Source organism: Streptomyces sp. NPDC104106, from assembly GCF_055584345.1.
Genome location: NZ_JBVJMF010000016.1, coordinates 128,947 through 150,899 on the forward strand (window position 1 = coordinate 128,947; position 21,953 = coordinate 150,899).

Sequence of the window (21,953 nt, forward strand, 5' to 3'; positions counted from 1 at the left end):
GCCTGAAGCTCACTCCCCCACCGGACCGGACGACACCGAACCGGACGACACCGGCACGACATGGGCGAAACCACCGTCAACCATCAGATTCGCCACCGTCTCCAACTCCGGCGGACTGCCCGCCAACCGGGCCAGAAACGCGTCGAAATCCTCACCCGCCGGCAACAGCAGACGCTCCACCCGCTCCGCCGGCGACCACGACGGATCCACGTCCCGCACATCGTCGTACGCACAGAACCACACCGAACCCGGCCGCTCGCCCTTCACCTTCACCGCGAGCAGACCACCCTGCACGAACGCGACCCCCAGGTAATCCTTCGTCAGATGGTCACGCAGACACTTGTTCACATACACCAGGTCATTGACCGCGGCCTCGTCCCGCACCGTGAAGAACGGCTGGTCCACCAGCAGCCCCAACGCCGCGTCCAGCGCCGTCCCCACCGGCGCACACCCACCCGCCGCCTTCAGGAACGAGCGGTACGCACCCGGCAACCGGTAGCCGAGATCCTCCTCGACCCCCTGCACCTGCGCCTCCGTCACCGCCACACCCGACTTCGGCAGCCCGAAATGCGCCGGCCGCGTCTCCTGCAACGGCCGCGTCCCCCGCTTGCCGTGGTCCACCGGCGCCGTCGCGATCCCACCGTGATGCCGCAGCAACGCCTTCACCTCGACCGGAATCAGCTCCAGCCGCCGCGTACCCGCCACGTGATGCCACGTCCAGCCGTGCGGCGTCGCCACATCCGGCACCGTGTCCCACCACTCGTGCTCGGCCGCGGCCAACGCCGCGTTCGCCGTCACGAAGTCCGTCAGCCGCAGCTCGTCCACCCCGAACCCGTCCGGCGGCTCGGCGATCTCCACCGCCACGCGCGCGTACGGCGAGAAATCCGGGTAACCCCGCTCATCGATCCGTACCCCTCTCGGGTGACGCGCCGCACGGACCGGATCCGGGAAGTGCACGACCTGCCCGGCGTAGGCCGCGTTCGGCGGCGCGGCGTGCTGCCCGAGCCGACCTGTCGTCATGGCGGTTGCCCCCTGCGGCTTCTCTCTGGCCCTTAAGCGCTGGCCCTTAAGCGGCGGTGTCGATCGCGGATGGCGACAGCCTATGCGGTACGGCCACCCCGGTCACCGGCCCACCACAACCCTGCGGAAAACCCTCCTCCACTTCCGTGACCAGCCGTCACCCCACCGTCACGACCAGCTCCCGACCTGGCGTGTCGCACCGCCCCAGCTTCCGCACCAGCCACGGCATTTGGCACCCTGTGTCCTTCGGGGGACGCCCGGGGAGGGAAAGACGATCATGAATACCTTGCACCACGGAGGTAGCGACGTGCGCTCCGGCGACCCCCGCATCGGCTGGAGCGGCACCGACACACCCCCCGCCCCCACCCTCCGCCACCGCCGCGACGGCATCCTGCCCGCCGTCGCCGCCGCCCTCTCCGTCCGCGGCGCCACCCTCACCGGCACCGCCGCCCGCGGCGACACACCCCCCGCCCTGCACCACCTCGTCCAGGACTTCCTCGACGCCCTCACCAGCGGCCAGCGCGACCGCTTCACCGGCCGCTGCGCCGAAACCATCCTCATCTCCCGGCACCTCACCGCCGCCGACACCGCCCGCAGCAAACGCGCCGCCCGCAGACCCATGACCAACGGCGAAGCCCGCAAAGCCCTCAAGCACGCCAAACTCACCGCCCGCCGCATACGCGAGGACGGCGACCCCCTCCACGGCAGCTTCGCCACCCCCTGCCGCGCCTGCACCGCCCTCAGCGCCCACTTCGGCGTCCGCATCGTCGACCCCACGGCAACCGACGACTGACCGCCCCCACCCCCACCGGCGACACCGGCCACGATCGACGAACGAAGGGCAGATGCACCCCGACCGCGCCACCGCCCCCAAGCCCACCGAGCACGGGGCAACTACCGCACCACGCTTCCCCGTCCCCGTCGACGCCGCCCTGCGCGCCGCCGGCTGGCAACCCGGACGCTGGGACATAAAGCAAGCCGAGATCTGGGCCGACACCCTGCGCGAACACACCTCACCCGCCGGACACCGGCACACCGTCTTCCCCGCCGCCGTCGAAGCCTGGGCCGAATTCGGCGGACTCCACATCAGCCCCGCAGGCCCCGGCCGCCAGATCGCCCCCGCCACCCTCCACCTCGACCCCCTCCACGGCCGCCACCTCGCCCGCACCCTCGGCGACCTCGGCCGCGCCCTCGGCACCGAACTCTGCCCCCTCGGCACCGAGACCGACACCACCGCCGCCCTCGCCATCGACACCGAAGGCCGCGTCTACGCCCTCGACCACACCGGCGACTGGTACGTCGGCCCCGACATCGACCACGCCCTCACCACCCTCATCACCGGCATCCAGCCCGTACGCCTCACCGCCGGCTGACCCACCCCACCAAGGCCGGCTACGCCGCCGGAATCACCGCCGACACCCGGAAACCCCCCGCGTCCGTCGGCCCCGACACGAACACCCCGCCCAACGCCACGACCCGCTCCCGCATCCCCACCAGACCATTGCCCCCCGACGGCAATCCCGCCGACGCGGCCCCCGGCTCCGGCGGCGCCTCGTTCTCCACCTGCATCGCGATCTCCGACACCCGATGCGCCAGCCGCACGAACGTCTTCGCCCCCGCCGCATGCTTGTGCACGTTCGTCAACGCCTCCTGCACCACCCGGTACGCCGTCTGCTCCACCTGCGCCGCGTACGACCGCGCCTCCCCCACCACCGACAGCTCCACCACCATCCCCGCCGCCGCCGACTGCCCGATCAACTCGTCCAGCTCCGACAGACACGGCCCCTCCCCGGGCCCCGCCTCGTCCACCGCCCGCGAAGCCGCCGCGGCCGCCGCCTCCCCCACCGCCGCCAGCGGCACCGCCGACACCCGTCGGCCACCCCCCTCCTCACCGGCCCTCAGCACCCCCAGCATCTCCCGCAACTCGGTCAGCGCCTGCCGCCCCATGTCCCCCACCAGCGCCGCATTGCGCACCGCCTTCTCCGGATCCTTCCGCGCCACCGCCTGCAACGCGGCCGCGTGCACCACCATCAGACTCACCCGGTGCGCCACGACGTCGTGCATCTCCCGCGCGATCCGCGTCCGCTCCTCGCTACGCGCCCACTCGGCCCGCTCCTCCGCCCGCTCCGCGAGCAACTGAAGCTCCCGCTCCAGCGAGTCCGCCCGCTCCCGCAAGCTCTCCATCAACCGCCGCCGCGCCCCCACGTACAACCCGAGCAGCAACGGCGGAGCCGTCAGCCCCAACGACGTCGTCACCGCCGCGAACGGCTCGAACCAGTCACCCAGCGTCAGATCACCGCGCGCCATGCTCTGCCGCACCCGCACGAACGTCACGATCATCGTGCCCAGCAACGACATACCCGCCAGCGCACCGATGACCCGCCGCGGCAGCTCGCACGACGCCAGCGTGTACAGCCCGACGACGCCCATCAGGAAGCCCATCTCGGCCGGCGTGATCGCGATCGCCACCAGCACCACCGCGATCGGCCACTTGCGCCGCACCAGCAGCACCGAACCGGCGACCACCCCGAACAGCAGCCCCAGGAACACCGGAATCCCCGCGTCCCGGGCGAACGGCACCCCCTCCGCACCGCACTCCACGGCCGACACCAGCGCGAGACTCCCGTCCAGCACCGCACCGCGCCATCTGGCCCACCACCAGGGACCGGTCACGCCCCCGTCGGTCTCTTCCCCCGTCACGGTCATGCATCCAGCCTACGGGCGACCGCTCCCCCATTTCCGGCGACTTCCACCACCCCGCCCGGACCACAGTCCGTAACCGAACGACGTCGAAACACACCGATATCCCTCGAACTGTTGAACCGTTCCCGTTCGACCCCGGAACACCCCATTCCGCCCGGACGGTATGCCTATGCCATATGCGTCTGCCAAATGCCGATCTCGAGGGGTTGCGGGAGCGGGCCGTCGCCCTGCGCCGGGCGGGCCACAGCCTCCGGCAGATCCGGGACGAGCTGAAGATCTTCAACAACGACATCCTCAACCAACTGGTGAAGGGCGAACCGCCCCGGAGTGGACGAAGCGCCCGAGGGCCAAGGACGACCTGCGGGAGAGGGCGCGGGAGCCGCGCAGGCAAGGGTGGACGTACAACCAGATCCGGGCGGAGCTGGGCTGCTCGAAGAGTTCGGTGTCGCCCTGGGTGCGCGATCTGCCCCACCCCGAGCCCAAGCTCACACCGGAGGAACAGCGTGCGCGCATGAACGCGGGGCTGGCGAAACTGCGGGCATCACAGGACCGCGAGAGAGCCGCGACCAAGCATGCGGCGGCAGCGACCATCGGGGCACTCACCGATCGGGAGCCGTTCCCCATCGGAGTGGCTCTGTACTGGGCCGAGGGGACGAAGGACAAGCCGCACGCCCGCCGGGAGAGCGTGGAGTTCGTCAACAGCGACCCGGGGATGATCTCCGTCTTCCTGGCCTGGCTGGACCTGATGGAGGTGGAGCGCGATCGCTTGCACTGCCGGGTCATGATCCACGAGTCCGCAGACGTCGAAGACGCGGAGCACTACTGGGCCGACCTCGTCGGCATCGACAGGGCATTCCTCGGCCAGACGATTCTGAAGAGGCACAACCCTACGACCGTGCACAAGAACACCGGCGCGACCTATGGGGGTGCCTCGGAATCAAAGTGCGACAAGGAGCCGATCTGTACCGTCGCATCGAAGGCGCCTGGTACGGCATAGTAGGGGCTGTCGCTGCAGCCGATCTAGCAAATCGGACAGAGCGGTAATCCCGGGTCGTCTAAGGGCAAGACGTCAGATTTTGGTTCTGATCATGGGGGTTCGAGTCCTCCCCCGGGAGCACATGCCCAGTTCGGGTCCTGACCGGCACCGCCGCCGTCAGGGCCCGCTCTCATATCCGCCACACATCCCCCCGGTATCCTGCGGCTGTCATCCCCACTCACCCACAGCCGAAGGGCAACACCCGTGAGCGCCATTCGCCCGGCAGCCGTCGTCGTTCTCGCAGCGGGTGAGGGCACCCGTATGAAGTCGGCCACGCCGAAGGTCCTGCACCAGATCTGCGGCCGCTCCCTCGTGGGCCATGTGCTGGCCGCCGCCCGCGAGTTGGATCCGCAGAACCTCGTCGTGGTCGTGGGGCACGCCCGCGAGCAGGTCGGGGCGCACCTCGCCGAGATCGACCCGGCCACCAGGACCGCCGTGCAGGCCGAGCAGAACGGCACCGGGCACGCCGTGCGGATGGGGCTGGAGGAGCTGGGCGGGGCCGTGGAGGGGACCGTCGTGGTCGTGTGCGGGGACACGCCCCTGCTCACCGGTGCCACGCTGAAGCGGCTCGCCCAGACCCACGCCGCCGACGGCAACGCCGTGACCGTGCTGACCGCAGAGGTGCCGGACGCGACCGGGTACGGGCGGATCGTGCGGGACGAGGCGACCGGTGCCGTCAGCGCGATCGTGGAGCACAAGGACGCCACCGACGCCCAGCGGGCGATCCGGGAGATCAACAGCGGGGTGTTCGCGTTCGACGGGCAGCTGCTGGCGGACGCGCTGAAGAAGGTGCGGACGGACAACAGCCAGGGTGAGGAGTACCTCACCGACGTGCTGGGGATCCTGCGTGAGGCCGGGCACCGGGTCGGGGCGTCCGTCGCCGCCGATCACCGGGAGATCGCCGGGATCAACAACCGGGTGCAGCTCGCCGAGGCGCGGCGCATCCTCAACGACCGGCTGCTGACCGCCGCGATGCTCGACGGCGTGACCGTCGTCGATCCCGCCACGACGTGGGTGGACGTGACGGTCACGTTCGAGCGGGACGCCGTCGTGCATCCGGGGACGCAGCTCACCGGCGGCACGCACATCGGTGAGGGCGCGGAGGTCGGGCCGAACAGCCGGCTGAAGGACACCCGGGTGGGCGCGGGGGCGCGGGTGGACAACACGGTGTCGGACTCCGCGCAGGTCGGTCCGGGCGCGTCGGTGGGGCCGTACGCGTATCTGCGGCCCGGTACCCGGCTGGGTGCCAAGGGCAAGATCGGTACGTACGTCGAGACGAAGAACGCGACGATCGGTGAGGGCACGAAGGTGCCGCACCTGTCGTACGTCGGTGACGCGACGATCGGTGAGTACACCAACATCGGTGCTGCCAGCGTCTTCGTGAACTACGACGGTCAGGACAAGCACCACACCACCGTCGGGTCGCATTGCCGGACGGGTTCGGACAACATGTTTGTGGCTCCTGTCACGGTCGGGGACGGTGCTTACACCGCCGCGGGCTCCGTGATCACGAAGGACGTGCCGCCCGGTTCGCTGGCCGTGGCCCGTGGTCAGCAGCGGAATATCGAGGGCTGGGTGGCGCGGAAGCGTCCGGGGAGCGCGGCGGCGAAGGCGGCCGAGGCGGCGTCCCGGAGCGGCGAGGGCGAGGACTGACCGGAATCGTGTGCGCCAAACACGGCGTACCGTGATAAGTGCACATCCGCACGCGTGCACCCGCACCCCTACCAGCTGGTTCGGCCTGTCATGCCCAGACGGGAGGCCGTACGAGCAGCCGGCTGGCGAGACAACCTCTGAGGAGACTGTGCTGTGACCGGGATCAAGACGACCGGCGAGAAGAAGTTGATGTTCTTCTCCGGCCGCGCCCACCCCGAGCTTGCCGAGGAGGTCGCCCAGCAGCTGGGTGTCGGGGTCGTCCCGACGAAGGCCTTCGACTTCGCCAATGGCGAGATCTACGTCCGGTACCAGGAGTCGGCGCGTGGTGCGGACTGCTTCCTGATCCAGAGCCACACGGCTCCGATCAACAAGTGGATCATGGAGCAGCTGATCATGATCGACGCGCTGAAGCGTGCGTCGGCCCGCTCCATCACGGTGATCGTGCCGTTCTACGGTTACGCGCGGCAGGACAAGAAGCACCGGGGTCGTGAACCTATTTCGGCGCGTCTGATCGCTGATCTGATGAAGACGGCGGGGGCCGACCGGATTCTGACCGTGGATCTGCACACGGACCAGATCCAGGGCTTCTTCGACGGTCCGGTGGACCACCTGTTCGCGTTGCCGCTGCTGGCGGACTACGTGGGCGGCAAGGTGGACCGGGACAAGCTGACGGTGGTGTCGCCGGACGCGGGCCGGGTGCGGGTCGCGGACCGGTGGTGCGACCGGCTGGGTGCGCCGCTGGCGATCGTGCACAAGCGGCGTGACAAGGACGTGGCGAACCAGGTGACGGTCCACGAGGTCGTGGGTGAGGTCGAGGGCCGGGTGTGTGTCCTGGTCGACGACATGATCGACACCGGTGGCACGATCTGTGCGGCGGCGGACGCGCTGTTCGCGCACGGTGCGGAGGACGTCATCGTGACGGCCACGCACGGTGTGCTGTCGGGTCCGGCGGCGGACCGGCTGAAGAATTCGCGGGTGAGTGAGTTCGTGTTCACGAACACGGTGCCGACGCCGGGTGAGCTGGCGGCGGATCTGGACAAGATCAAGGTGTTGTCGATCGCTCCGACGATCGCGAGCGCGGTGCGTGAGGTGTTCGAGGACGGTTCGGTGACGAGCCTCTTCGACGAGCAGTGAGGTTTCTGCAGGGCCTTCGCGGGCGTGGTCACCGGCGTTAGCCGTTGATCCTTTTGGGTGCGGCCTCCCCTCCGGGTAAACTGCTGGAGTTGCTCGGCGAGGGAGGCCGTAGTCGTGTTCGCGACTGCGGCGGTCCGTTATCGACGCGCTCTTCGTAGCAGGCCGTTCGTGGCCGGGTGACCCCGTCCGTTCCTACCTCTACGAGGAGTGATCCGCATGTCCGAGGTGAAGCTCGCCGCCGAGACCCGCACCGAGTTCGGCAAGGGTGCCGCCCGTCGCATCCGCCGTGACAACAAGGTTCCGGGTGTTCTGTACGGTCACGGCTCCGAGCCGCTGCACCTGACCCTGCCGGGCCACGACCTGCTGCTGGCGCTGCGCACGCCGAACGTCCTGATCTCCCTGGAGATCGACGGCAAGACCAACGAGCTGGCGATCCCGAAGGCCGTGCAGCGTGACCCGCTGAAGGGCTTCCTGGAGCACGTCGACCTGCTGCTGGTCAAGCGGGGCGAGAAGGTCACGGTCGAGATCCCGGTGCACACCGAGGGCGAGCTGGCCCCCGGTGGCAACCTGCTGGAGCACGTTCTGAACGCGCTGCCGGTCGAGGCCGAGGCCACGCACATCCCCGAGGCCGTGACGGTCTCCGTCGAGGGCCTTCAGGCCGGTGCCTCCGTCCACGCCAAGGACATCAAGCTCCCGAGCGGCGTGTCCCTGGCCGTCGAGGAGGACGCTGTCGTGCTGCAGGTCCTGGCCGCGCAGGCCGAGGAGACCCAGGGCGAGGCCGCCGAGGGTGAGGAGGCGGCCGAGGCCTGATCCTCGCCGCTTTCGTCAGCAATCCGGTCAGCCGCTGTCTCCCTCGCGGGAGGCGGCGGCTGGCGCGTATCAAGGAGACATGGACGTGACCACCCCCGCCAGTACTGACCCCTGGCTGATCGTCGGGCTCGGCAATCCCGGGCCGGAGTACGCCATGAACCGGCACAACGTCGGGTTCATGGTGGTGGACCTGCTCGCGGAGCGGATCGGGGGGAAGTTCAAGCGGGCGGGCAAGGCGCAGGCGCAGGTGCTGGAGGGGCGGATCGGTCCGGCGGGTCCGGCGAGCCGGCGGGTGGTGCTGGTGAAGCCGGCGTCGTACATGAATCTGTCGGGCGGTCCGGTGAACGCGCTGAAGGACTTCTACAAGGTGCCGGTGGCGAACGTCGTGGCGGTCCATGACGAGCTGGACATCGACTACGGGGTGCTGCGGCTGAAGCGGGGCGGCGGGGACAACGGGCACAACGGTCTGAAGTCGATGACGAAGGCGATGGGTGCGGACTATCACCGGGTGCGGTTCGGGATCGGGCGGCCGCCGGGGCGGATGCAGGTCGCGGACTTCGTGCTGAAGGACTTCTCGTCGGCGGAGCGCAAGGAGCTGGACTACTTCGTGGACCGGGCGGCGGACGCGGTGGAGTGTCTGCTGGCGGAGGGGCTGGAGCGGGCGCAGAGCGCGTACAACGCGTGAGCCGGCGGGCATCTCGTGGACCGGGCGCCGTACAACTGCTGACTTGTACTCCTTTGCCGCCCACCGGAGTTGACCTGTTGTAGGGGTATGGCCAATGATCCCGGCCATGCCTGCCACCGCCAGCTCCGCTCGCCAGGTGTCCGTGTCCGCGTTGCGCTTCGGGCGGGTCGCGGTGATGGGCGCGGTCGCCGCGCTGATCCTGTTCGCCGGGGTGTGGGGTTCCTGGGGGACCGCGCAGCACGTGATGCTGGCCAAGGGGCGGGAGCAGGGCACGGTGCGGGTGACCGGCTGCTCGGGGAGCACGTGTGCGGGTCCGTTCACGCCGACGTCGGCGGGGGCGCGGGCACGGGCGCGCGTGGAGCTGGGGGAGTCGGTCGCGGTGCGCGCGGGGCAGACGTACGACGTGGTGCTGAAGCCGGGTACGGCGGACGCGGTGCGGTCGGGGCCGGCGGGGATGCTGTACGCCTGGGTGCCGTTCGGCGGGGCGCTGCTGCTGGCCTCGGTGGTGGTGGCGGGCGGGATGCGGCTGACGCGGGTGGCGTGGGTACTGGGGCTGTCCGGCGCGGGGCTGCTGACGGCGGCGTTCGTGGCGCTCCAGTGACCCACGAAAAGAGGGTGCCCCCGGGGTCGTACGACCTCGGGGGCACCCTCTTTTCGTGTGGGTCAGCCGGTGTTGCGCAGGCCGGCCGCCACGCCGTTGACGGTGAGGAGCAGGGCGCGGGAGAGCAGCGGGTCGGGTTCGGCGCCGGCGGCGGCCGCGTCGCGCTGGCGCTTGAGCAGGGTGACCTGGAGGTAGGAGATCGGGTCCAGGTAGGCGTCGCGGATGGCGAAGGTCTGCTTCAGCACGGGCTGCGCGTCCAGTAGTTCCTTCTCGCCGGTGATGCGCAGGACCTCGCGGACGGTCAGCTCGTGCTCGGCCTTGATGGTGTCGAAGACGTGCTTGAGGTCGTCGGGGACGAGGGTGTCGACGTAGTGCTGGGCGATGCGCAGGTCGGTCTTCGCGAGGGTCATCTCGACGTTGGAGACGAAGTTCTGGAAGAAGTGCCACTGCCCGTGCATCTCGTCGAGCACGGTGTCGAGGCCGGCCTCGCGCAGGGCCTTGAGGCCGGAGCCGACGCCGAACCAGCCGGGGACGATCTGCCGGGACTGGGTCCAGCCGAACACCCAGGGGATGGCGCGCAGGCCGTCGAGCGAGACGCCGGAGCCGGGGCGGCGGGAGGGCCGGGAGCCCAGGTGGAGGTCGGCGAGCTGGTCCACCGGCGTCGACGCGAGGAAGTACGTCGGCAGGTCCGGGTCCTCCACCAGGCGGCGGTAGGCGGCGTGGGCGGCGTCGGAGACGACGTCCATGGCGGCGTCCCAGCGGGCGAGGGCCTCGTCGGACTGGCGCGGGGCGGTGTGCAGGGCGGAGGCCTGCAGGGTGGCCGCGACGGTCAGTTCCAGGTTCTCCCGGGCGAGGGAGGGGATGAGGTACTTGTCGGAGATGACCTCGCCCTGTTCGGTGACCTTGATCTCGCCTTCCAGGGTGCCCCAGGGCTGGGCGAGGATGGCGTCGTGGGAGGGGCCGCCGCCGCGGCCGACGGTGCCGCCGCGGCCGTGGAAGAGGCGCAGGCGGACGCCGTAGCGGTGGGCGACGTCGCGCAGCCGGCGCTGGGCGCGGTGGATCTCCCACTGGCTGGTGGTGATGCCGCCGAACTTGGAGGAGTCGGAGTAGCCGAGCATGACCTCCTGGACGTCGCCGCGCAGCGCGACCAGGCGCCGGTAGGACGGGTCGGAGAGCATGTCCTCCAGGATCGTGTCGGCCGCCTTCAGTTCGTCGGTGGTCTCCAGCAGCGGCACGATGCCGATCTTGGCCCAGCCGGCGTGGAGGTCGACGAGGCCGGCCTCGCGGGCGAGGACGGCGGCGGCGAAGACGTCGTCGGCGCCCTGGCACATGGAGATGATGTAGGACTCGACGACCTCGGGGCCGAAGACCTCCAGGGCCTTCCTGACGGTCTGGAAGACGCCGAGGGTCTTCTGTCCGGCCGCGTCGACGGGTGCCGGGGTGGGGGCCAGCGGCCTCCTGGAGCGCAGCTCCTTGGCGAGGAGCTTGGCGCGGTAGTCGCGGGGCATGTCGGCGTAGCGCCAGGACTCCTCGCCGAGGCGGTCGAAGAGCTGGCCGAGGGCGTGGTGGTGGGCGTCGGCGTGTTCGCGGACGTCCATGGTGGCGAGCTGGAGGCCGAAGGCGGCGAGGGTGCGGATGACGCGGCCGAGGCGGCCGTCGGCGAACAGGCCGCCGCGGTGCTCGCGCAGGGAGGTCTGGACGAGGCGGAGGTCGGCGAGCAGTTCGCCGGTGCCGAGGTAGTCGCGGCCGGGCTCGTGGGGGGTGCCCTTGGCGAGGCGCTGCTTGGTGTTCTCCAGCTTCTGCCGGATGCAGGTGGCCTTGAGCCGGTAGGGCTCCTCGGCGTTGAGGCGCTTGTAGCGGGGGCTGATCTCGGGGAGGACGTCGAGGTCCCTGTTCAGGGACTGCAGCAGCTCTTCGGTGGCGCCGGTGTAGCGGATGGAGTTGGAGAGCAGGCCGCGCAGTTCGTCGATCATCTCCAGGGCGTCGTTGATGCCGTGTTCGTGCTGGAGGATGAGGACGTCCCAGGTGACCTGGGGGGTGACGTTGGGGTTGCCGTCGCGGTCGCCGCCGATCCAGGTGCCGAAGGTGAGCGGGCGGGTGTCGTCGGGCAGCTTGACGCCGACGCGCTCCAGTTCGGCGGTGAGGTCCTCCAGGACGTCGCCGACGGCGTCGGCGTGCAGCTCGTCCAGGTAGTAGATGGCGTTGCGGGCCTCGTCGGCGGGCTCGGGCCGGACGACGCGCAGTTCGTCGGTCTGCCAGACGAGGTCGATGTTCTCGGCGAGGCGGACGTCGTGGCGGCGGCGGTCGGATTCCAGGACGGGGGTGTCGAGGAGGGCGGCGATGCGCCGGAGCTTGTTGAGGACCGAGCGGCGGGCGGCCTCGGTGGGGTGGGCGGTGAAGACCGGGCGGACGTTGAGGTTCTGGACCGTCTCCCGCAGGTGCTGGGGGTCGGCGTCCTTGAGCCGGTCGGCGGTGCGGGCGAGCAGGCCGCCCTCGGCGGCGCGGCGGGCGCGCAGTTCCCGGCCGCGGTGCACCTGCTCGGTGATGTTGGCGAGGTGGAAGTACGTGGAGAAGGCGCGGACCAGCTTGGCGGCGGTCTGCAGTTCGGTGCCGCGCAGCAGCTCGGCGGCAGCCTCGCCGTCCTCGCGGGTGAGGCGGCGGACCTTCTCGACCAGGTCGAGCAGCTCCGGGCCCTCCTGTCGTACGAGGGTCTCGCCCAGGAGATCACCCAGGCGGCGGATGTCGGCGCGCAGCTCGCTGCCGGTCGTGGTGGTCTGGTCGTCGGCACTGCTCACAGGTGCGGCTCCTTGCAGTGTTGAAGCTCGTCTGGGAGGGAACCCGGCGGTCTGCCACGCGGCGGGAGCCGCATACGGGCCGGAGCGTCCGGGAAGGAAACTTCAGCGGACCGCGCTGTCCGACCAAGTCCAAGGATAGGTGTCCTGGCGGACGCGCAGGCTCTGGGGCTCTTGCCGCGACGCGACATGCTGCCATACTTACGACACCGTAGGTTACGGGACCGTAGGGAAGTACCGTCCACTTCCGCCGGTGCCCGCGGCCCGGCTACCTGCCCCGACCCTCGACCCCACAGGGGACGCGCATGACTTCGAGTTCCGATGTGATCGAAGAAGCCCGTAAGGCCACCGACACCTCCACCCCCTCCGCCACGCTGGGCGGCGAGCAGAAGCGTTCGATCGAGCAGATCACGCTGCTCCTGTTCATCATCGTGCCGTTCCTGGCACTGGTGGCGGCCGTGCCGCTGGCCTGGGGCTGGGGGGTGAGCTGGCTCGATCTGGGCCTGCTGGTCTTCTTCTACTTCCTGGGGTGCCACGGCATCACGATCGGTTTCCACCGGTACTTCACGCATGGCTCGTTCAAGGCCAAGCGGCCGCTCAGGATCGCGCTGGCGATCATGGGGTCGCTGGCCGTCGAGGGGCCCCTGGTGCGCTGGGTGGCCGATCACCGCAGGCACCACAAGTTCTCCGACGCCGAGGGGGACCCGCATTCCCCGTGGCGGTTCGGCGAGACGGTCCCGGCGCTGATGAAGGGCCTGTGGTGGGCCCACATCGGATGGATGTTCGACGAGGAGCAGACGCCGCAGGACAAGTACGCGCCGGATCTGATCAAGGACCCGGCGATCCGGGCCGTCTCCCGCCAGTTCGTGATGTGGACCGTCGTCTCGCTGGCGCTGCCCGCGCTGATCGGTGGTCTGGTGACGATGTCCTGGTGGGGCGCGGGCACCGCGTTCTTCTGGGGTTCACTCGTACGGGTGGCGTTGTTGCACCATGTGACCTGGTCGATCAACTCGATCTGCCACGCGGTCGGCAAGCGTCCGTTCAAGTCGCGGGACCGCTCGGGCAACGTGTGGTGGCTGGCGGTGCTGTCCTGCGGGGAGTCCTGGCACAACCTGCACCACGCCGACCCGACCTCGGCGCGGCACGGGGTGATGCGCGGCCAGATCGACTCCTCGGCCCGGTTCATCCGGATCTTCGAGCTGCTCGGCTGGGCGTACGACGTGCGCTGGCCGTCACGCTCGCGTATCGATTCGCGCCGCAACAGCGGTGATGACGGCTCCCGGCGCCGGAAGGTGAGTGCCGAGGCGGCATGATTGACGCCGTGGCGACCGACTCCAGCAGCACCTCCAGCACTGACAAACCGCGGCGGACCCGCCGCACGCGCATGACCGGTGCCGAGCGCCGCCAGCAGCTGCTGGAGATCGGTCGCACCCTCTTCGCGGCGAAGGGCTTCGAGGGCACGTCGGTGGAGGAGATCGCGGCGAAGGCCGGGGTGTCCAAGCCGGTGGTGTACGAGCACTTCGGCGGCAAGGAGGGCCTGTACGCGGTGGTGGTGGACCGGGAGATGCGCCGCCTGCTGGACATGGTGACGAGTTCTCTGACGGCCGGACATCCGCGGGAGCTGTGCGAGCAGGCGGCGTTCGCGTTGCTGGACTACATCGAGGAGTACACGGACGGCTTCCGCATCCTGGTCCGCGACTCCCCCATCCCGCAGTCCACGGGTTCCTTCGCCTCACTGATCTCGGACATCGCCACCCAGGTGGAGGACATCCTGGGCCGCGAGTTCAAGTCCCGCGGCTTCGACCCGAAGCTCGCCCCGCTGTACGCCCAGGCGCTGGTCGGCATGGTCGCGCTGACCGGTCAGTGGTGGCTGGACGTGCGCCGCCCGAAGAAGGCGGAGGTGGCGGCCCATCTGGTGAACCTGGCGTGGCACGGGCTGGACGGGCTGGAGCAGAAGCCGCGGCTGATAGGACACCGCAAGGCCTGAGGCCGGCCGGTCACCGGGGCTGGAGGAACTCCAGCCGGTTGCCGAACGGGTCCTGCGAGTAGAAGCGCAGGTGGCCGGGGAGGTTGTCGTCCCAGGTCACCGGGGCGCCCTTGGCGCCGAGCCGGGCCGCGTACGCCTCGATGCCGGTGACCCGGAGCCCGGGGTGTGCCTTCTTCGCCGGCCGGAAGTCCTCTTCGATGCCGACGTGGAGCTGGACGTGGCCCGCCTCGAACCAGCAGCCGCCGCGCGCGGCGAGCACCGGCGGCTTGGGGATCTCGGTCATGCCGAGGACGCCGACGTAGTACGCCCGCAGCGCGTCCTCCGACCCGGGCGGGGCGGCCAGCTGCACGTGATCGACCGCGACGAGCATGTCAGGCCTCCTTCACGGCGACGGCGAACAGCCGGCGGAACGGCAGGACCGTGCCGTACGGCGCGCTCGGGTAGGCCTCGCGCAGCAGGTCCCGGTACTCGGCGAGGAAGGCGTCCCGCGCCTCGGGGTCGTCGGCGAGCGCGGTGAGGGCGGGCCGCAGACCGGTGCCCTTCACCCAGTCCAGGACGGGGTCCTCGCCTTCCAGCACGTGGTGGTACGTCGTCTGCCACACGTCGGTCGCGCAGCCGAGGCGGGCGAGGCGGTCCAGGTAGGCGCCGGGGGTCTGCACGGAGTCGGTGCGGCGCAGGACGTCGGCGAGGCGGGCCTTCCAGCGGGGCGTGCCGGCGAGGTCGCGCATCAGGGCGTGCAGCGGGGCGTCGATGTTGTCGGGGACCTGGAAGGCGAAGGTGCCGCCGGGCTCGAGGGCGGCGATCCAGTCGGCGAACCGGTCGGCGTGGCCCGGCACCCACTGCAGGGTCGCGTTGGAGACGATCAGGTCGTACGGCTCCCCGGGCGTCCAGGTGCGGGCGTCGGCGGCGGCGAAGTCCAGCCGGCCTCCCCCGGCGGTGGGGGCCTCGTGGTCGGTGCGGGCCCTGTCGAGCATCTCGGGGGAGTTGTCGTAGCCGGTGACGTGCGCGGCCGGCCAGCGTTCGGTGAGCTGGACGGTGACGTTGCCGGGGCCGCAGCCGAGGTCGGCGATGCGGGGACGCGGGGTCGGCAGGGCGGGGACGCGGGCGAGGAGGTCGGCGAAGGGGCGCGCCCGGTGTCCGGCGTGCCGCAGGTACTGCCCGGGGTCCCAGACGGGCGGGTGCGAGGGGTCGGTCACGGAGTTCGTCATGCCTCTCACTCTCCTCCCCTGGTTATCTCGATGTCAAGACACTTGAGATCAAGAGACTTCACGTCGACACAACCACTACACTGATCGCCATGGAGGACGAGGTCGATCGGCTGGTCGCAGCGTGGCGCCGGGAGCGCCCGGACCTCGACGTGGAGCCGCTGGAAGTGCTCAGCCGGGTGAGCAGACTGGCCCGGCACCTGGACCGCGCACGCCGGATCGCGTTTTCCGAGCACCAGCTGGAGCCCTGGGAGTTCGACGTGCTGACCGCGCTGCGGCGCGCGGGCACGCCGTACCAGCTCTCCCCCGGCCAACTGCTGACACAGACCCTGGTCACGTCGGGCACGATGACCAACCGCATCGACCGGCTGGCCAAGAAGGGCCTGGTGGAGCGGCTGCCCGATCCGAGTGACCGGCGGGGCGTCCTGGTGCGGCTGACCGACACCGGCCGGGACCGCGCCGACCAGGCGCTCGCGGGGCTGCTGGAGCAGGAGCGGGCCATCCTCGCCGAACTGTCCCGCGCCCAGCGGGCCGAGCTGGCCGGGCTGCTACGCCAGCTGACCGCCCCGTTCGACAACATCCCCGGCTAGGTCGGCCGGCCCGACCCCCGCGCGCCGGGCGAGCGCGACGGCGGCCAGCGTGGAGTGCACGCCGAGCTTGCCGAGGACGTTCTGCATGTGGGTGCGCACGGTGTGCGGGGAGAGGAACAGCCGCTCGGCGACGGCCTTGCGGCCCAGTCCGGCGACCATGCAGCGCAGCACCTCCCGCTCGCGCGGGGTGAGGGCCTCCACCAGCCGCTCGCTCTCGGTGCGGTGCCGGCGGGCGGCGGTCAGCTCGCGCAGCACGCCGGTGAGCAGGGCGGGCGGCAGATGCGTCTCGTCGCGCAGCACCCCCCGGATCACCGTGAGCAGCCGGGACAGCGAGCAGTCCTTGGCGACCCAGCCCGAGGCACCGGCCTGGAGCGCGAGCGCCGCGCGCCGGGGGTCGTCCTTCTCGGCGAGCACGACGATCCGCACGGCGGGGTGGGCGGTCCGGACGCCGCCCACGAGCGAGATCCCGTCGACGAGCCCCTCGGCGTTGCCCTCCTGCACGGGCACGGCCGGGCGGCTGCCGGGCACGGTGCCGCCGAGGTCCGCGTCGACCAGCAGGACGTCGAAACGGCGGCCGTCACCGGTGGCCCGCTCCAGGCAGCGCAGCGCGGCGGGGCCGCTGCCGGCGGCGGAGACCTCGACGTCCGGCTCGGCGGCCAGGGCGGCGGCGAGCGACTCGGCGAAGATGCGGTGGTCGTCCACGACCAGGACTCGGATACGAACCACGAAACCCCCTTCCCCGGGCTCCGCACGGAGCAGGGGATACCAAAAGGTTGGGAAACGCCCACGGGTACGACACCCACGGGGAGGACGCGCGCCGCACGGCCGCCGCCGTCGCGGAGACTGCTACCCCCACCGCGGGCGCCGTACCCGCATGTCTCGCCCCCTGAGCAGCACCGGCCCCCACCGGTACTGCTCCTCAGAGTACGGATGCGAGCACGCAGCGGAAGGAGATTTACAGAACTGGCCGTCCGGCGCGTTTATGGTGTGCCGCATGTTTCGTATTGAGGCGGAAGTCGACAAAGGCCGACGTGATCTGCTCCGCTCGCGGCTGCGGGACACCAACACGGCGGCGTCCCCGGTGCTGGCGGCCCTGCGGGGCACCCCCGGCGCGCGCGAAGTCCCCCTCCACGTCTGGGCGCTGGACGGCTCCGGCGATCTGGCGGGCGGCCTCGTGGGCCACACCTGGGCGACCTGGCTGCACGTCACCTACCTGTGGGTCGACGCGGCCCACCGCGGCGCGGGCCTCGGTTCCCACCTGCTGGCGAGGGCGGAACGCATCGCCCGCACCGGCCGCGCCTGCACCGCCGCCCGCCTGGAGACCTGGGACTTCCAGGCCCCGCGCTTCTACGAGAAGCAGGGCTACGAGGTGGTGTGCGTGATCCCGGACTATCCGCCGGGGGTCACGGAGTACACGCTGACGAAGCGGCTGCGCTGACGCGGCCCACCGCGACGCGGTCCCCGGCGGGTATGACGGCGGCGCCGGCAGACCGGCGGGCCACGGCGGAACACGCGAGCCGGGCGGACCCGTCCGCGCGAGTGCCGGCGGCTGTGGTTCGAGCGAGCGCCGGGAGCGGGGGCGCGGGGCGGGGCCGGAGACGACGGCGCGAGCACGGCGCGGCGCGGCGCGGCGGCGCGAGGGCCGGTGACGGCGGCGCAAGGGCCGGTAACGACGGCGCAAGGGTCAGTGTCGGCGGCGCAAGGGCCGGTGACGGCGCCACGAGGGCCAGTGACAGCGGCGCAAGGGCCGGTAACGACGGCGCAAGGGTCAGTGTCGGCGGCGCAAGGGCCGGTGACGGCGCCACGAGAGGGCCAGTGACAGCGGCGCAAGTGCCAGTGACAGCGCCACGAGAGCCGGTGATGGCGGCACGAGGGCCGGTGGCGGCGGCACGAGAGCCGGTAACGGCGGCGCAAGCAGACACGGACGGCAGCACGAGGGCAAGCGGGCGCGGCACGGCGGCACGAGAGCCGGAGACGACGGCGCGAGCGAACCCGGCGCGGCTAGCACGAGAGCCGCTCGCGACGGCGCAAGCAGACACGCACGGCGGCAGCACGAGGGCCGGTGGCGATGCCGCGAGCGGACACGCACGGCAGCACGAGAGCCGGAGGCCACGGCACATGCGGGCGCGGGGCGGCGGCGGCCGGCGGTGGCGGGCCGCCTGCCCGCAGCCGCTCGATGGTCAGTGCCGCGCGGCGGCGGGCCCGGAGGGCGCCGCCGCGCCGGACGCTGACGGAGGCGCGTTGCCGGACACCGGTACCCCCGACGGAGGCGCCCCCCCGGCGTTCGGCGGAAGGCAACGCGTACCCGACCCGCTCCGCCAGGTTTCCGGCCTCGACCCCCAGCGGCAGCGCCCCGCACCGGTCGGGCGGGGCTGGCGAGGTCGGGGCAGACTCAGACCAGCCGCCGCGCCCCCGCCGACGGGACCGCCTCGAAGATCCGCGGGGTCGTGAAGCCGGCCTCGGTGAAGGCGTCCTCGATGGTCTTCGTCAGGGTGTCCACCTCGGCGGCCTCCGTCAGGACGATGGCCGAGCCGCCGAAGCCGCCGCCCGTCATGCGGGCGCCCAGGGCGCCGGCCGCGAGGGCCGTGTCGACGACCAGGTCCAGCTCCGGGCAGGAGATGCGGAAGTCGTCGCGCAGGGAGGCGTGCCCCTCGGAGAGGACCGGGCCGATGGCGCGGGTGTCGCCGGCGCGCAGCAGGCGCACGGTGCGCTCGACCCGCTCGTCCTCCGTCACCACGTGCCGGACGAGGCGGCGCACCTCCTCCTCGTCGCCGAGCCGCTCCAGCGCCGCGTCCAGGTCGGCATAGGGGATGTCCCGCAGGGCGTCGACGCCGAGCAGGGCCGCGCCCTTCTCGCAGCCGGCCCGGCGTTTGCCGTACTCGCCGCCGCTGTGCGCGTGCTTGACCTGGGTGTCGACCACCAGCAGGCGCAGCCCCTCGGCCGCGAGGTCGAAGGGGATCTGCTGCTGGGACAGGTCGCGGGTGTCGAGGAAGAGCGCGTGGCCCCCCTCGCAGCAGGCCGACGCCGTCTGGTCCATGATCCCGGTCGGCGCGCCGACGTAGACGTTCTCGGCGCGCTGGCACAGCCGGGCCAGCTTCCAGCGCTGCAGCCCGAGCTCGTAGAGGTCGTTGAGCGCCAGGGCGATCACGACCTCCAGCGCCGCCGACGAGGACAGGCCCGCGCCCGTCGGGACCGTCGAGGACAGGTGGACGTCCGCGCCCGTGATCGCGTGGCCCACCTCGCGCAGGGCCCAGACCACGCCCGCCGGGTACGCCGTCCACTCGCTGTCGCCGCCGGGCTCCAGGGCGTCCATGCGCAGCTGCGCCACGCCGCCCTCGACGTCCGCCGAGTGCAGGCGCAGGATGCCGTCGTCCCGGCGGGAGACCGCCGCGACCGCCTGGTGCGGCAGCGCGAACGGCATCACGAAGCCGTCGTTGTAGTCGGTGTGCTCGCCGATCAGGTTGACCCGGCCCGGCGCCGCCCACACGCCCTGCGGCTGCGCCCCGTACAGCTCGGCGAAGCGCTGCGCGACCTGCTGTGCCCCCACTAGTGCTCCCTTGCAGACTTCTCGATGTGCCGCGCGAACTCCCAGGCGTCCGCGACGATTCCCGCGAGGTCCGCGCGGGACGGGTTCCAGCCCAGTTTCTCGCGGGCCGTGTCCGCCGAGGCGACCAGGACCGCCGGGTCGCCGGCCCGGCGCGGGGCGGCCACCTCGGGGATCGGGTGGCCGGTGACCTCGCGGACCGTTTCGATGACCTCGCGGACGGAGAAGCCGTTGCCGTTGCCGAGGTTGCAGATCAGGTGCTCGCCCGGCCGGGCGGCCGTCAGGGCCAGCAGGTGGGCCTCGGCCAGGTCCGCCACGTGGATGTAGTCGCGCACGCAGGTGCCGTCGGGGGTGGCGTAGTCGTCGCCGTAGACCGAGATGGCGTCGCGGCGGCCCTGGGCGACCTGGAGGACCAGCGGGATCAGGTGCGACTCGGGATCGTGCCGCTCGCCGTAGGCGCCGTACGCGCCGGCCACGTTGAAGTAGCGCAGCGACACCGCGGCCAGGCCGTGGGCGTTCGCCTCGCTGGTGATCATGTGGTCGACGGCGAGCTTGGAGGCCCCGTAGGGGTTGGTCGGCCTGGTCGGCGCGCTCTCCGTGATCGGGACCTGCTCCGGCTCGCCGTAGGTCGCCGCCGTGGAGGAGAAGACCAGCGTGCGCACGCCCGTCTCGCGCATCGCGCCGAGCAGGGCGAGGGAGCCGGCGACGTTGTTGTCCCAGTACTTCTCGGGCTTCACCACCGACTCGCCGACCTGCGAGGACGCGGCGAAGTGCAGCACGCCGTCGTAGGAGGGGTCGAGCCACTTGGCGGCGTCGCGGAGGTCGCCCTCGACGAAGGCGGCGCCGGCCGGGACGCCCTCGCGGAAGCCGGTGGAGAGGTTGTCGAGGACCGTGACCTCGTGGCCGGCCTCCAGCAGGTGCTGGGCGACCACGCTGCCGACGTAGCCCGCCCCGCCCGTCACCAGGTACTTCATGAACTCGCTACCTCTCGCAGTCGCTCGGCCGCGCGCTCCGGCGGCACGTCGTTGATGAACACGCTCATGCCGGACTCGGAACCCGCGAGAAACTTCAGCTTGCCGGAAGTGCGGCGGATGGTGAAAAGCTCGAGGTGGAGCGCGAAGTCGTCGCGCGTCACGCCGTCGAACTCCTCCAGCGTGCCGAACGGGGCCTGGTGCCAGGCCGCGATGTACGGCGTGCGGGGCTCACCCTCGCCGAAGATCCGGTCGAAGCGCCTCAACAGTTCCAGATACACCTGGGGAAACTCTGTGCGTGCCGCCTCGTCGAGCGCGAGCAGGTCGGGTACGCGACGCTTGGGGTACAGGTGGACCTCGTACGGCCAGTGCGCCGCGTACGGCACGAAGGCCGCCCAGTGTTCGCCCTCCAGGACCACCCGCTCGCCGGCCAGCTCCCGCTCCAGGACCGCGTCGAAGAGGTTCTCCCCGCCGGTCGCCTCCTTGTGCGCGGCGAGCGAGCGGAGCATCAGGGCGGTGCGCGGGGTGGTGAAGGGGTAGGCGTAGATCTGCCCGTGCGGGTGGCCCAGGGTCACGCCGATCTCCTCGCCACGGTTCTCGAAACAGAAGACCTGCTCGACGGAGGGCAGATGCGACAGCTCCGAGGTGCGGTCGGTCCAGGCGTCCAGCACCAGCCGCGCCTGCTCCTCGGTGAGATCGGCGAAGGAGGCGTCGTGCTCGGAGGTGAAGCAGACGACCTCGCAGCGGCCGGAGTCGCCGGCGAGCGAGGGGAAGCGGTTCTCGAAGACGACGACGTCGTACGACGCGTCCGGGATCTCGCTGAGCCGGTCGCCGTGCGTCGGGCACAGCGGGCACTCGTCGGCCGGCGGGTGGTAGGTGCGGCCCTGGCGGTGCGAGGCGATCGCCACCGCGTCACCGAGCAGCATGTCCCGGCGGACCTCGGACGTGGTGACCGTGCGGTCCAGGGGACGGCGGTCGACGGCGTCCCGGACGGTGTCGTCCCGAAGGTCGTAGTAGATCAGCTCACGGCCGTCGGCCAGCCGTGTCGAGGTCTTCTTCAACGCCGGACTCCTCTACGTCCTTCTACGTCCGCACCCAATCACTCAACACAATTAAACATAACAGACCACAACCGACCACACCCAGGATCATCACAATCAAACAAAGAACACCAACAGAAGTGTTCATTTCCTAAACGCGGAGGCGTAGGTTCCGCCCAGGA

20 protein-coding genes, 1 tRNA gene and 1 pseudogene are annotated in these 21,953 nt (G+C 71.1%); 13 read left to right on the forward strand and 9 right to left on the reverse strand.

Going from position 1 to position 21,953, the window contains the following annotated elements; all coding sequences use genetic code 11:
* Positions 1–9: 9 nt before the first annotated feature.
* Entirely contained in the window at positions 10–1,020 is a 1,011-nt protein-coding gene (locus ACZ60X_RS31580; protein ID WP_469605717.1) for an SMI1/KNR4 family protein, read from the reverse strand.
* 277 nt (positions 1,021–1,297) lie between these two features.
* Here ACZ60X_RS31580 and ACZ60X_RS31585 point away from each other — a divergent pair, with 277 nt between their 5' ends.
* Both ACZ60X_RS31585 and ACZ60X_RS31590 read left to right on the forward strand, forming a co-directional pair.
* The gene (locus tag ACZ60X_RS31585) at positions 1,298–1,813 is read left to right on the forward strand and encodes a YwqJ-related putative deaminase (RefSeq protein ID WP_469605720.1); all 516 of its coding nucleotides are present in this window, start codon (positions 1,298–1,300) and stop codon (positions 1,811–1,813) included.
* A 52-nt stretch (positions 1,814–1,865) separates the two neighbouring features.
* Positions 1,866–2,393, forward strand: coding sequence for an SUKH-3 domain-containing protein (locus tag ACZ60X_RS31590; protein ID WP_469605722.1), 528 nt, complete (start codon positions 1,866–1,868; stop codon positions 2,391–2,393).
* Positions 2,394–2,412: 19 nt separating this feature from the next.
* Here the strand turns inward: ACZ60X_RS31590 and ACZ60X_RS31595 are convergent, their stop codons facing one another.
* Positions 2,413–3,726: a sensor histidine kinase gene (locus ACZ60X_RS31595; RefSeq protein WP_469605724.1), complete on the reverse strand. Its 1,314-nt coding sequence runs from the start codon at positions 3,724–3,726 to the stop codon at positions 2,413–2,415.
* Positions 3,727–3,899: 173 nt separating this feature from the next.
* Between ACZ60X_RS31595 and ACZ60X_RS31600 the strand changes: the two are divergent.
* The 7 genes and pseudogenes from ACZ60X_RS31600 (at position 3,900) to ACZ60X_RS31630 (ending at position 9,642) form a co-directional block, all read left to right on the forward strand.
* Positions 3,900–4,767, forward strand: a pseudogene (locus tag ACZ60X_RS31600) (hypothetical protein).
* A tRNA-Gln gene (locus ACZ60X_RS31605) sits at positions 4,768–4,838 on the forward strand. It abuts the pseudogene before it with no gap.
* A gap of 125 nt (positions 4,839–4,963) precedes the next feature.
* The gene (gene glmU / locus ACZ60X_RS31610) at positions 4,964–6,412 is read left to right on the forward strand and encodes a bifunctional UDP-N-acetylglucosamine diphosphorylase/glucosamine-1-phosphate N-acetyltransferase GlmU (protein ID WP_469605727.1); all 1,449 of its coding nucleotides are present in this window, start codon (positions 4,964–4,966) and stop codon (positions 6,410–6,412) included.
* 153 nt (positions 6,413–6,565) lie between these two features.
* On the forward strand, positions 6,566–7,546 hold the full coding sequence (locus ACZ60X_RS31615) for a ribose-phosphate diphosphokinase (protein ID WP_469605729.1): 981 nt from the start codon (positions 6,566–6,568) through the stop codon (positions 7,544–7,546).
* Positions 7,547–7,762: 216 nt separating this feature from the next.
* Positions 7,763–8,356 carry a 50S ribosomal protein L25/general stress protein Ctc gene (locus ACZ60X_RS31620; RefSeq protein WP_469605732.1) on the forward strand — a complete coding sequence of 198 codons (594 nt, stop codon included), beginning with the start codon at positions 7,763–7,765 and terminating at the stop codon, positions 8,354–8,356.
* 79 nt (positions 8,357–8,435) lie between these two features.
* Entirely contained in the window at positions 8,436–9,041 is a 606-nt protein-coding gene (gene pth / locus ACZ60X_RS31625) for an aminoacyl-tRNA hydrolase (protein ID WP_469605735.1), read from the forward strand.
* Between the two features lie 106 nt (positions 9,042–9,147).
* Positions 9,148–9,642 (forward strand): hypothetical protein, encoded by a 495-nt coding sequence (locus ACZ60X_RS31630; protein ID WP_469605738.1) that lies wholly within the window; start codon positions 9,148–9,150, stop codon positions 9,640–9,642.
* Between the two features lie 62 nt (positions 9,643–9,704).
* Here ACZ60X_RS31630 and ppc read toward each other — a convergent pair whose 3' ends face one another.
* The gene (gene ppc / locus ACZ60X_RS31635; protein WP_469605740.1) at positions 9,705–12,437 is read right to left on the reverse strand and encodes a phosphoenolpyruvate carboxylase; all 2,733 of its coding nucleotides are present in this window, start codon (positions 12,435–12,437) and stop codon (positions 9,705–9,707) included.
* A gap of 302 nt (positions 12,438–12,739) precedes the next feature.
* On the opposite strand from ppc, the gene ACZ60X_RS31640 reads away from it, so the two are divergent.
* Together ACZ60X_RS31640 and ACZ60X_RS31645 are read left to right on the forward strand one after the other, a co-directional pair.
* Positions 12,740–13,747, forward strand: a complete 1,008-nt coding sequence (locus ACZ60X_RS31640) for an acyl-CoA desaturase (RefSeq protein ID WP_469605742.1) — start codon at positions 12,740–12,742, stop codon at positions 13,745–13,747.
* Complete coding sequence (locus tag ACZ60X_RS31645) at positions 13,744–14,421, forward strand: TetR family transcriptional regulator (RefSeq protein WP_469605746.1); 678 nt, start codon at positions 13,744–13,746, stop codon at positions 14,419–14,421. Before ACZ60X_RS31640 ends, ACZ60X_RS31645 begins: the two co-directional genes overlap by 4 nt.
* Positions 14,422–14,431: 10 nt before the next feature.
* Here ACZ60X_RS31645 and ACZ60X_RS31650 read toward each other — a convergent pair whose 3' ends face one another.
* Positions 14,432–14,791, reverse strand: coding sequence for a VOC family protein (locus ACZ60X_RS31650; protein WP_469605749.1), 360 nt, complete (start codon positions 14,789–14,791; stop codon positions 14,432–14,434).
* A gap of 1 nt (position 14,792) precedes the next feature.
* Positions 14,793–15,629, reverse strand: a complete 837-nt coding sequence (locus ACZ60X_RS31655; protein ID WP_469605751.1) for a trans-aconitate 2-methyltransferase — start codon at positions 15,627–15,629, stop codon at positions 14,793–14,795.
* A gap of 89 nt (positions 15,630–15,718) precedes the next feature.
* Between ACZ60X_RS31655 and tamR the strand changes: the two genes are divergently transcribed.
* Positions 15,719–16,216, forward strand: a complete 498-nt coding sequence (gene tamR / locus ACZ60X_RS31660; protein ID WP_469605754.1) for a MarR family transcriptional regulator TamR — start codon at positions 15,719–15,721, stop codon at positions 16,214–16,216.
* Here the strand turns inward: tamR and ACZ60X_RS31665 are convergent.
* Entirely contained in the window at positions 16,175–16,942 is a 768-nt protein-coding gene (locus ACZ60X_RS31665; protein ID WP_469605757.1) for a LuxR C-terminal-related transcriptional regulator, read from the reverse strand. The genes tamR and ACZ60X_RS31665 overlap by 42 nt on opposite strands.
* Positions 16,943–17,198: 256 nt before the next feature.
* On the opposite strand from ACZ60X_RS31665, the gene ACZ60X_RS31670 reads away from it, so the two are divergent.
* Positions 17,199–17,654 (forward strand): GNAT family N-acetyltransferase, encoded by a 456-nt coding sequence (locus tag ACZ60X_RS31670; protein WP_469605759.1) that lies wholly within the window; start codon positions 17,199–17,201, stop codon positions 17,652–17,654.
* A 954-nt stretch (positions 17,655–18,608) separates the two neighbouring features.
* Here the strand turns inward: ACZ60X_RS31670 and galK are convergent.
* The 3 genes from galK to galT are packed head-to-tail and all read right to left on the reverse strand — an operon-like array spanning position 18,609 to position 21,792.
* Positions 18,609–19,763 carry a galactokinase gene (galK, locus tag ACZ60X_RS31675; protein ID WP_469605761.1) on the reverse strand — a complete coding sequence of 385 codons (1,155 nt, stop codon included), beginning with the start codon at positions 19,761–19,763 and terminating at the stop codon, positions 18,609–18,611.
* On the reverse strand, positions 19,763–20,734 hold the full coding sequence (galE, locus tag ACZ60X_RS31680) for a UDP-glucose 4-epimerase GalE (RefSeq protein ID WP_469605763.1): 972 nt from the start codon (positions 20,732–20,734) through the stop codon (positions 19,763–19,765). Before galE ends, galK begins: the two co-directional genes overlap by 1 nt.
* A complete protein-coding gene (gene galT, locus ACZ60X_RS31685; RefSeq protein WP_469605765.1) occupies positions 20,731–21,792 on the reverse strand; it encodes a galactose-1-phosphate uridylyltransferase in 1,062 nt (353 codons plus the stop codon). Before galT ends, galE begins: the two co-directional genes overlap by 4 nt.
* Between the last annotated feature and the right edge of the window lie 161 nt (positions 21,793–21,953).

Coding starts and splice junctions, on each gene's coding strand:
- ACZ60X_RS31580 (WP_469605717.1), bottom strand. CDS start 1,020: ATGACGACAGGTCGGCTCGGGCAGCACGCCGCGCCGCCGAACGCGGCC.
- ACZ60X_RS31585 (WP_469605720.1), top strand. CDS start 1,298: ATGAATACCTTGCACCACGGAGGTAGCGACGTGCGCTCCGGCGACCCC.
- ACZ60X_RS31590 (WP_469605722.1), top strand. CDS start 1,866: ATGCACCCCGACCGCGCCACCGCCCCCAAGCCCACCGAGCACGGGGCA.
- ACZ60X_RS31595 (WP_469605724.1), bottom strand. CDS start 3,726: ATGACCGTGACGGGGGAAGAGACCGACGGGGGCGTGACCGGTCCCTGG.
- ACZ60X_RS31620 (WP_469605732.1), top strand. CDS start 7,763: ATGTCCGAGGTGAAGCTCGCCGCCGAGACCCGCACCGAGTTCGGCAAG.
- pth (WP_469605735.1), top strand. CDS start 8,436: ATGGACGTGACCACCCCCGCCAGTACTGACCCCTGGCTGATCGTCGGG.
- ACZ60X_RS31630 (WP_469605738.1), top strand. CDS start 9,148: ATGCCTGCCACCGCCAGCTCCGCTCGCCAGGTGTCCGTGTCCGCGTTG.
- ACZ60X_RS31640 (WP_469605742.1), top strand. CDS start 12,740: ATGACTTCGAGTTCCGATGTGATCGAAGAAGCCCGTAAGGCCACCGAC.
- ACZ60X_RS31645 (WP_469605746.1), top strand. CDS start 13,744: ATGATTGACGCCGTGGCGACCGACTCCAGCAGCACCTCCAGCACTGAC.
- ACZ60X_RS31650 (WP_469605749.1), bottom strand. CDS start 14,791: ATGCTCGTCGCGGTCGATCACGTGCAGCTGGCCGCCCCGCCCGGGTCG.
- ACZ60X_RS31655 (WP_469605751.1), bottom strand. CDS start 15,629: ATGACGAACTCCGTGACCGACCCCTCGCACCCGCCCGTCTGGGACCCC.
- tamR (WP_469605754.1), top strand. CDS start 15,719: ATGGAGGACGAGGTCGATCGGCTGGTCGCAGCGTGGCGCCGGGAGCGC.
- ACZ60X_RS31670 (WP_469605759.1), top strand. CDS start 17,199: ATGGTGTGCCGCATGTTTCGTATTGAGGCGGAAGTCGACAAAGGCCGA.
- galE (WP_469605763.1), bottom strand. CDS start 20,734: ATGAAGTACCTGGTGACGGGCGGGGCGGGCTACGTCGGCAGCGTGGTC.